The sequence below is a fragment of the Paenibacillus sp. Aloe-11 genome, assembly GCF_000245715.1.
Taxonomy (GTDB): domain Bacteria; phylum Bacillota; class Bacilli; order Paenibacillales; family Paenibacillaceae; genus Paenibacillus; species Paenibacillus kribbensis.
On record NZ_JH601048.1, the window covers coordinates 36798 to 46657 of the forward strand.

Below are 9860 nucleotides of genomic sequence, written 5' to 3' on the forward strand. Positions count from 1 at the left end.
GGTTTAATGCCGGAATCGTCGTGTGATTGATGGGGGAGCTGAACGCGCAGCTTGCAGGAGGGAGGAATAGGCCAAATGAGCAGTATTGTGGATAAGGGAAAGCAGATCGTAGAGGAGATATTGGAGGTATACCCCAAGAAGGCAAAGAAGGACCGGAGCAAGCATTTTGAGATCGCGGATGAGGAGCTTGTAAACTGCGGAACCTGTTCCATCAAGTCCAACATGAAATCACGGCCCGGCGTCATGACGGCGAGAGGCTGTGCCTATGCAGGGTCCAAGGGCGTGGTATGGGGCCCGATTAAAGACATGGTGCACATTAGCCATGGTCCCATCGGCTGCGGACAATACAGCTGGGGCACTCGGCGCAATTATGCGAATGGGGTATTGGGCATCAACAATTTTACCGCCATGCAGATTACAAGCAACTTTCAGGAAAAGGATATTGTGTTCGGCGGAGATAAGAAGCTGGAGGTGATCTGCAGGGAAATTAAGGAGATGTTCCCGCTGGCCAAAGGCATCTCTGTTCAATCCGAATGTCCGGTTGGACTGATTGGTGATGATATCGGGGCTGTGGCCAAGAAGATGACAGAGGAGCTGGGCATTCCGGTCATTCCTGTACGCTGTGAGGGTTTTCGCGGGGTGAGTCAGTCTCTGGGCCACCACATTGCCAATGATGCGATCCGCGATTTTCTGATGGGTCGCCGGGAGCTGAAGGAGTGCGGACCTTACGACGTTTCCATTATCGGGGACTACAATATCGGCGGGGATGCCTGGGCCTCGCGCATACTGCTGGAGGAAATGGGACTGCGGGTCATAGCGCAGTGGTCGGGTGACGGTACGATCAATGAGCTGGGGATTGCCCATAAATCCAAACTCAATCTGATCCATTGCCATCGTTCAATGAATTATATGTGCTCAACAATGGAGCAGGAATACGGAATTCCCTGGATGGAATATAACTTCTTTGGCCCGACCAAGACGGTGCAGAGCCTAAGGGCGATTGCCGCCCGTTTTGACGAGACGATTCAGGAAAAATGTGAGCAGGTCATCGCCCGATATATGCCGCAGATGGAGGCGGTTATCCGTAAATACCGCCCCCGTCTGGAGGGGAAAAAGGTGATGCTTCTGATTGGCGGGCTGCGGGCAAGGCATACCATCGGTGCCTATGAGGATCTGGGCATGGAAATTGTGGCTACAGGCTATGAATTTGCCCATAAGGATGATTACGAAAAGACGTATCCCGATGTAAAGGAAGGCACCATTCTGTACGATGATCCAACGGCCTATGAGCTGGAGGAATTGGCCCAGCGGCTGAATATTGACCTGATGGGTGCCGGAGTCAAAGAGAAATATGTGTATCACAAAATGGGCATTCCCTTCCGCCAAATGCACTCCTGGGATTACAGCGGGCCTTATCATGGCTTTGACGGCTTCAAGATTTTTGCACGTGATATGGATATGACCATCAACAGCCCAGTATGGAGCCTGCTGCCGTCCCGGCAGACCGTGGAGGTGTCGGTATGAGCGAGCGCCTGAATATTGTCGATCACAATCAGCTGTTTCGGCAGGAAAAGTATGTGCGCCAGCGTGAGGGGAAACGAGCCTTCGAGGCCCCTTGCTCGCCGGAGGAGGTTACTTCCACCCTGGAGTACACCAAGACCAAGGAATACAAGGACAAGAATTTCGCTCGTACAGCCGTAGTCGTGAATCCGGCCAAGGCTTGTCAGCCGCTGGGAGCGGTCATGGCTGCGCTGGGCTTCGAGAAAACACTCCCGTTCATTCATGGCTCACAGGGCTGTACGGCCTATTTCCGCAGCCATCTTGCCCGCCACTTCAAGGAGCCTGTTCCTGCCGTATCCACCTCAATGACCGAGGATGCCGCCGTATTCGGCGGCATGCGCAACCTCATTGACGGGATGGAGAACTGCATTGCCTTGTATCAGCCGCAGATGGTTGCGGTATGCACGACCTGTATGGCAGAGGTGATCGGGGATGATCTGTCTGCCTTCCTGGCCAATGCCCGTCAGGAGGGAGCCCTTCCCGAGGATATGCCGGTTCCTTTTGCCAATACCCCCAGCTTCTCCGGTTCACATATTACAGGCTATGATGCCATGCTGCGCTCTGTGCTGGAGACCCTGTATAACAAGTCAGGCCGGACGCCGCAGCCTGGACACGAATTGAAGCTGAATGTACTGTTCGGGTTTGACGGATATACGGGCAATTTTGCAGAAATGCGGCGCATACTGGGACTGTTTGGTGTACCGTATACCATTCTGGGTGACCACAGCAGTAATTTTGATTCAGGCGCAACCGGAGAGTACAGCTACTATTATGGGGGAACGCTGCTTGAGGATGTACCCAAAGCCGCAGATGCTGCCGGCACGTTGGCGATCCAGCAGTACTCTCTTCGCAAAACATTAGGCTATATGAAGCGAACCTGGGGGCAGCAGGTATCCTCCATCTCTACGCCGCTGGGCATCCGCGCTACAGATCGCCTGCTTGAAGAGATCAGCCGTCTGTCCGGAAGAGAAATTCCCGAGGCATTAAAGCAGGAGCGCGCCCGAATTCTGGATGCCATGATGGATTCGCATGCATATCTGCACGGCAAACGCGTGGCTATGGCGGGAGACCCGGATATGCTCATCGGCCTGATTGGCTTTTGTCTGGAGCTGGGCATGGAGCCGGTGCATATTGTCTGCTCCAATGGGGACAGGAAATTTGAGAAGGAAGCAGAGCTTCTGCTGAAATCCAGCCCTTACGGTGCAGAAGCAACGGTGCATTGCGGTCAGGATTTGTGGCATATGCGTTCGCTGCTGTTCGAGGACACGGTGGACCTGGCTATTGGCAGCTCCCATCTGAAGTTTGCGGCCAAAGAGGCGAAAATTCCTTTGCTCCGTGTGGGCTTCCCGATCTTCGACAGGCATCATATGCATCGTTATCCGATTATCGGCTACCAGGGTGCGCTGAATCTGCTTACCCAATTCGTAAATACCGTACTGGATGTCATGGAGGAGCAGGCTCCGGATCACAGCTTTGATCTGGTACGCTAATTGCTGTTCCGCGTAGCTGAAAGTTGGCAGCTTGGCTTGTGATTTCAATGGATTCTATCTGAAATAAGGGGGTTGTGCGGATGGAGGCGGCTGTGCCTAGCGGAAGGCTGGAAATATCCTGCGGCAACAAAATTCCCAAAAGCACGCCCTGTCCCCGGCCTGTGCCGGGGGAGGCTTCGGGTGGCTGCTCTTTTGACGGGGCCCAGATTACACTGATTCCCATTGCAGATGCGGCTCATCTGGTGCACGGGCCGATAGCGTGTCTCGGCAACAGCTGGGAGAGCAGAGGCAGCCTGTCCAGCGGTCCGGAGTTGTCGGCGTATGGCTTCACTACTGATCTTGGAGAACAGGACATCATTTTTGGCGGTGAACAAAAGCTGCATGAATCGATTCGCTACATTGTCAGCCGTTTCGCACCTCCGGCTGTGTTCGTCTATACAACTTGTGTCACAGCTCTCACTGGTGAAGATATCGAGGGGGTCTGCAAGGCCGAATCCGAGCGGCTGGGAATGCCGATCATTCCGGTGAACAGTCCGGGATTTGTGGGCAGCAAGAATCTCGGGACCCGGCTGGCCGGAGATGTGCTGTTCCAGCATATTATCGGCACCACCGAGCCGGAACAGACAACCTCCCATGATGTCAATCTCATCGGGGAATACAATATTGCGGGTGAGATGTGGCATATCGAGCGGTTGATGCAGCAGACGGGAATGAGTATCCTGTCCCGAATTACCGGGGACGGCCGGTTCCGCGAGATAGGCTGGGCGCACCGTGCCAAGGCCAATATGGTCGTATGCAGCCGGGCTTTGCTGGGTCTGGCAGTCCAGATGGAGCGCAAATACGGCATTCCTTATTTTGAAGGTTCATTTTACGGGGCAAAGGAAACGAGTTATTCCTTGCGGCAAATGGCTTATCTGACCGGAGATCGAGATGTGGAGCGACGGGTGGATAAGCTGGCCGCACGGGAGGAAATGAGGCTTTCGCTGGAGCTGGAGCCCTACCGCAAGCAGCTGAAAGGAAAACGGGCAGTGCTCTATACCGGAGGTGTGAAGAGCTGGTCTGTCATTACGGCTTTGCAGGAGCTTGGCATTAAGGTGGTGGGTGTAGGGACGAACAAGAGCACTGCCGAAGATGTATCCCGAATTGCTGCCCGAATCGGGGATGATGCGGAATACATCCCGGAAGGCGGCGCCCGGCAGATTCTCAAGACCGTGCGGAGCCGCAAGGCTGACATGGTCATTGCCGGGGGCCGGAACATGTATATGGCGCTTAAGGAGCAGATTCCTTTTGTGGACATCAATCAGGAGCGGCACAAGGCCTATGCGGGCTATGACGGGCTGTTGTCCCTGGCCAAACAGCTTGTGCATACGCTGCAGCATCCGGTATGGGAGCTGACCGCCAAATTGGCTCCATGGGAGGAGGAGACGGAATTTGCCGATTAAATCCGCTACCAAGCCTGTCAGTGTCAACCCGCTCAAGGTAGGACAGCCTTTGGGCGGCGTGCTGGCTCTGCAGGGGATATATCGCTCCATGCCTTTGCTGCACGGAGCTCAGGGCTGCTCGGCCTTTTCCAAGGCGCTGCTGACCCGCCATTTTCGAGAGCCGATCGCCGTTCAGACCTCTGCGCTGCAAGAGATGGACGTTATATTTGACGCAGACCGGAATCTGGAGGAGGCCCTGGATCATATCTGGTCCAAGCACCATCCTGATGTCATCGGCGTTATCAGTACGGCCCTCACCGAGGTAGCAGGCGTTGATTTTCAATCCAGGGTAAAGGCGTTCAAGCGAGAACGGGCATTAAAGGACAATCTGCTGTTTTCTGTATCGCTGCCTGATTTTTACGGTTCCCTGGAGACGGGCTACAGCAGTACAGTAGAGTCGCTAATGGATGCCATACTCGTGTCGACCGGAGGCAAGTCCCCCAAAAAACAGCGCCGGACGCAGGTCAATCTGCTGCCGGCTTCTTATCTGACTGCCGGAGACGTCATGGAAATCAAGGATATGATCGCTTCCTTCGGCTTGGAGGTTATTACGCTCCCGGATATTTCCACTTCCTTGTCCGGTCACCTGCTGACAGGGTTTTCCCCCTTAACAAGAGGGGGAACTCCGCTGGATTCAGCCTGCCAGATGCTGGAGTCTTCCTGCACCATTGCCATTGGCGCGAGTATGGAGCGTCCGGCGCGCAGACTGGCTCATGCCGCAGGCATTCCCTACCACTTGTTCGCTGGTCTGTCTGGCTTGGCCGCGAGCGATGCGTTCATACATTTTCTGCAGAAGATCAGCCGCGAGCTGGCCCCCGTCCGCTTTCGCTGGCAGCGTGAAAATCTGTTGGACAGCATGCTGGATGCCCATTTCTATTTTTCCGGCGCTTCGGCTGTAGTGGCGCTTGAACCGGATCATATGCTGTCGACCGCAGCCTGGCTTGCGGAGATGGGAGTGGAACTGAAGCGGCTAATTGCACCCTGCAGCACGCCCGCGCTGCAAAAGACAGAACGGGAGGTTTGGATCGGTGATCTGGATGATGCAGAGGAGAGCGCGCAGGGCGTGGATTTATGGATCAGCAATTCGCATGGAAGAAAGGGAGCGGCACGGGTCGGTGCCTCCTTCGTACCGGCAGGCTTGCCGGTGTATGACGAACTGGGTGCCCACACATCCGTAAGCGTCGGATATCGAGGGAGCATGGAGTGGGTGAACAAGGTGGGCAATGTATTGCTTGCCGAGAGGGGGAAGGGAGGATGAAGGTTGCATTTGCGACGGAAGACGGGGTGCTTGTGAATGCTCATTTTGGGCAGAGTCCCATGTTTACTGTATTCGAAATCCGGCTTTCAGGTGTTCAGTTCCTGGAGCATCGGCGGATAGCCCCAGGGAGCGATGAGCACGAAGCGGGCAAGATTGCCAGCCGAATTGGCCTGATCGAGGACTGTGCCCTGATCTTCCTGGTACAGATCGGCGCTTCGGCTGCCGCTCAGGTTACCAAGCGGACCATTATGCCTGTGAAGGTAGCCTATGGCAGCTCCATTGAGGAGCAGGTCCAGCGTCTCCAGCATATGCTGGCACGCAATCCGCCCATGTGGCTTGCCAAAATCCTGCATGCTGAGGAAGGCAGCAGTAAAACCGAAGCATGAGCATGCTGTAAGGAAGAGCAGTGATATAGGGTGTAAAGCATGTGCAACAAATATCAAAAAGGCGGGAGTCGTACATGGAGGGGGTGGACGAATGGTACAGCTGCTGGAGGACAGCAGATACGAACGCCAGCTGAAGTTGCTGGGCATGGAAGGTCAGAACAGACTCAAGCAGGCCACTGTCATGGTCGCAGGCATCGGAGGCTTGGGAGGGACAGCGGCCATGTACCTGGCCGCTGCCGGAGTGGGCAAGCTGATATTGGCCCATGAGGGCGTAATTCATCTGCCTGATATGAACCGACAGGTGCTGATGGACAGCGGACGAATCGGTGAGGAGCGGATGGAGACAGCATTGCAGCATTTGCATCGTATCAATCCGGATACCGAGCTTGAGGGCCACGCCCACAGAATTACGGAAGAATCCTCCGGACCATGGGTGGAAGCGGCAGATCTCGTGATTGATGCACGCTATGACTTTCCGGAAAGATATACGCTGAACAGGCTATGTGTTCGCTATGACAGACCGATGATAGAAGCCGCCATGTACGGCTATGAAGTATCGTTGATGACCATTGTTCCCGGCAGGACGGCATGCCTGGAATGTCTCTACCCGGAAGGAGGACAGCCTTGGGAGCCTCTGGGATTTCCTGTTCTGGGAGCCACCTCCGGCTTGATTGGCTGTATGGCCGCACTGGAAGCGGTCAAATGGATTACAGCTGCGGACAATCTGTTCACTGACCGCATGTACCGTATGAATGTGCTGGATATGAGCAGCTACAGCATTGTGGTTAAGCGCAACCCGCGTTGTCCGTGCTGTGGAACAGGAGGGGATACAGATGAGTCGGTTGCGTGTTTGTGATACAACGCTTCGTGACGGAGAACAGGCTCCGGGGGTTGCCTTTTCGGCCGAGGAGAAAACTGAAATCGCGGTTATGCTGGATCTGGCGGGGGTGGAGCAGGCTGAGATCGGAATTCCGGCAATGGGGAAGGCAGAGTGCAGGTCTATTGCCAAGATTGCTGCTCTCGGACTTCAGATGAAGCTAATGACCTGGAATCGCGCAGTGTTCTCGGATATTGATGCAGCGGAATCGACGGGTGTCGGCTGGGCCCATATTTCGGTTCCCGTATCGACGGTACAGATAAAGGCCAAGCTGGGTATGACTTCTGCACAGGTGACGGAGCTGATCCGCAGGTCTGTCGATTACGGTTTGTGTAAAGGATTGACTGTCTCCGTAGGCTTTGAGGATGCTTCAAGGGCAGATGGCCTGTTCCTGGAGCAGCTGACGAATCAGCTCTATAGGGATGGCGTTCGCCGGTTCAGATATGCTGATACGCTGTCTGTTCACCATCCCGCTGCCATAGCTACCCGTATAGACAGGCTTGTAGCGCGCGTGCCGCAGGATGTGGAGCTTGAGATCCACTGCCACAATGATTACGGCCTGGCGCTTGCCAATACTCTGGCAGCTTTGCAGGCGGGAGCTGTCTGGGCCAGCACCACCGTTTCGGGTCTTGGGGAAAGGGCAGGCAATACGGCGCTGGAGGAGGTCGTGATGTCGTGGAAAGACTTGTATCAAGGAACCTGTAGCGTCCGTCCCGAGCTGCTGAACCCGCTGGCTGCACTGGTGTCCAAAGCCTCCAACCGAATCATTCCCGAAGGCAAGCCAATTGTGGGAGACATGGTATTCGTCCATGAATCCGGCATACATATCAATGGTCTGCTGAAGGAGCGTGCCGCCTATCAGGCCCTTGATCCGACCGAACTGGGCACTGACCATTCATTCGTGCTCGGCAAGCATTCGGGCAGAAGTGCAGTTCAATATATGCTGGAGCAGGAGGGGATCAAGGCAGGCCCCGATGAGATCAAATTCCTGCTGGAGCGGCTTCGCCTGGTCGGTGAAGACCCCAAGCGGGTCATCCGCAGCACGGACTTAAAGCACTGGCTGCAGCATTATCCGGCAGAGCTGTCGAAATAACCAAAAAAAGCGTTCCTGTCCGGTAAATATATCAGTGACTGGAACGCTTTCTTTTATATAAACCTCCACACCAATGGAGGTTTATTCGTTCTGCTTTTTTACATATCTTTTAGGGCTGCAACCGAAGTCTCCAACTTACTGGTTAAACGAAGTCGTTCAGAGGGGTATAATACAATACAGTGCTGTATAAAGTGCGCATAGATGGTTTTACGGCAGATTCGATTCATATGATGATTAGATGCTGGGCAGCCTGGCAATTGGAGGAATGCTTGTGGGGATGATGTTCTCTTTTCTAAAAAAATATCGGGTTCCGGCCATCGCAGCGCTCGTGATGATGCTGCTGGAACTGACGGTGGAGTTATCGCAGCCGTATTTGATCTCCAAAATCATTGATGAAGGGATCCGGCAGCGAAATTTGTCCATTGTCTGGTTATGGGGCGGTGTGCTGGTAGGGAGTGCCGTTGTCGCCTTTATGGCGGGCATTGCCAGCTCCTTTTTTGCTTCACATGCAAGTCAGGGCTTTGGCTATGACCTGCGGGAAAAGCTGTACCGCAAGGTTCAGGCCTTTTCCTATCCGGTATTTAAGCGTTTTGCGTCCTCATCGCTGATTACGCGTTTGACGGGGGATGTTACGCAAGTACAGGATACGGTGTTTATGAGCCTGCGGTTTATGACACGGGTGCCGCTGGTGGTCATCGGCAGTATTGTGATGGCGTTGGTCGTACATTTCAGGCTCGGCCTGCTGCTGGCGGTTATGGCTCCGGTGCTGTTTGTATTTGTGCTGGTGATGATGCGGCGAACGGTCACTTTGTTCAAGGGCGTTCAGCGTCGTCTAGATGATGTTAACGGGGTGATTCAGGAGAATCTGACCGGAATTCGGCTGATTCGGGTGTTTGTGCGGATGCGGCATGAAATCGAGCGTTTTGCCCATTATGGAGGCGAATTGATGAAAGGGACGGTATCTGCTCTACGCTGGACGGAAACGACGATGCCGTTCATTTTGTTTACGATGAATGTGGGAATTATCGCGGTGCTTTGGTTCGGAAGAGGGCAAATTTCCATAGGGGATGCGAGTGTAGGACAGGTGGTCGCAGTCGTCAATTATTCCTTGCGGACGATTGGGGCCTTGTCTGCCTTGTCCGGTATTGTGGTCGTGTTTTCCCGGGCGACCGCATCTACGGGACGGATTCGAGAGGTGCTGGAAACACAACATGAAGAACATGGAGAGGCAGCGTCTACTCCAACACATAACACGCGAATTGAGGGACAGGTAGAAATGGAACGGGTGAGCTTTCATTATCCGGGCAGCGATTTGGCTGTACTGAAGGATATTTCTTTTAAGGCTGGGCCGGGTGAGCGTATAGCGATCATGGGGGCTACGGGCTCGGGCAAATCCTCGCTTGTACAGCTGATTACACGTCTGTATGAGGAAGATGCCGGTCATGTGCGCTTTGATGGAAAGGACGCGCATGAGCTGGACGCTTCCATATTGCGTGAGGCTATCGGCTATGTACCGCAGGAGGTATTGTTATTCACCGGCTCGATTCGCGACAATATCGCTTGGGGGCTGGAAAATGCCAGCCTGGAACGGATTCAGGAGGCCGCCCGGATGGCGCAAATTCATGATACGATTGAACGCCTGCCGAAAGGCTATGACACCTTGCTCGGGCAGCGTGGTGTCAATCTGTCCGGCGGTCAGAAGCAGCGGCTGTCTA

The 9860-nt window shown here is 54.4% G+C and carries 7 protein-coding genes and 1 pseudogene; all 8 read left to right on the forward strand.

Annotated elements, in window-relative coordinates; all coding sequences use genetic code 11:
- Window positions 1–75: 75 nt before the first annotated feature.
- Window positions 76–1524 (forward strand): nitrogenase molybdenum-iron protein alpha chain, encoded by a 1449-nt coding sequence (nifD, locus tag WG8_RS05125; protein ID WP_007429043.1) that lies wholly within the window; start codon window positions 76–78, stop codon window positions 1522–1524.
- Complete coding sequence (gene nifK / locus WG8_RS05130) at window positions 1521–3050, forward strand: nitrogenase molybdenum-iron protein subunit beta (RefSeq protein ID WP_007429044.1); 1530 nt, start codon at window positions 1521–1523, stop codon at window positions 3048–3050. Before nifD ends, nifK begins: the two co-directional genes overlap by 4 nt.
- Before the next feature lie 80 nt (window positions 3051–3130).
- Window positions 3131–4492, forward strand: coding sequence for a nitrogenase iron-molybdenum cofactor biosynthesis protein NifE (nifE, locus tag WG8_RS05135; RefSeq protein ID WP_007429045.1), 1362 nt, complete (start codon window positions 3131–3133; stop codon window positions 4490–4492).
- Window positions 4482–5789, forward strand: a complete 1308-nt coding sequence (nifN, locus tag WG8_RS05140) for a nitrogenase iron-molybdenum cofactor biosynthesis protein NifN (RefSeq protein WP_007429046.1) — start codon at window positions 4482–4484, stop codon at window positions 5787–5789. Before nifE ends, nifN begins: the two co-directional genes overlap by 11 nt.
- A complete protein-coding gene (locus WG8_RS05145) occupies window positions 5786–6175 on the forward strand; it encodes a NifB/NifX family molybdenum-iron cluster-binding protein (protein WP_007429047.1) in 390 nt (129 codons plus the stop codon). The genes nifN and WG8_RS05145 overlap by 4 nt, the downstream gene beginning before the upstream one ends.
- A 91-nt stretch (window positions 6176–6266) precedes the next feature.
- Complete coding sequence (locus tag WG8_RS05150) at window positions 6267–7031, forward strand: HesA/MoeB/ThiF family protein (protein WP_007429048.1); 765 nt, start codon at window positions 6267–6269, stop codon at window positions 7029–7031.
- Window positions 7009–8145, forward strand: coding sequence for a homocitrate synthase/isopropylmalate synthase family protein (locus tag WG8_RS05155; RefSeq protein WP_007429049.1), 1137 nt, complete (start codon window positions 7009–7011; stop codon window positions 8143–8145). Before WG8_RS05150 ends, WG8_RS05155 begins: the two co-directional genes overlap by 23 nt.
- A 376-nt stretch (window positions 8146–8521) precedes the next feature.
- Window positions 8522–9860, forward strand: a pseudogene (locus WG8_RS05160) (ABC transporter ATP-binding protein); the annotation flags it as partial.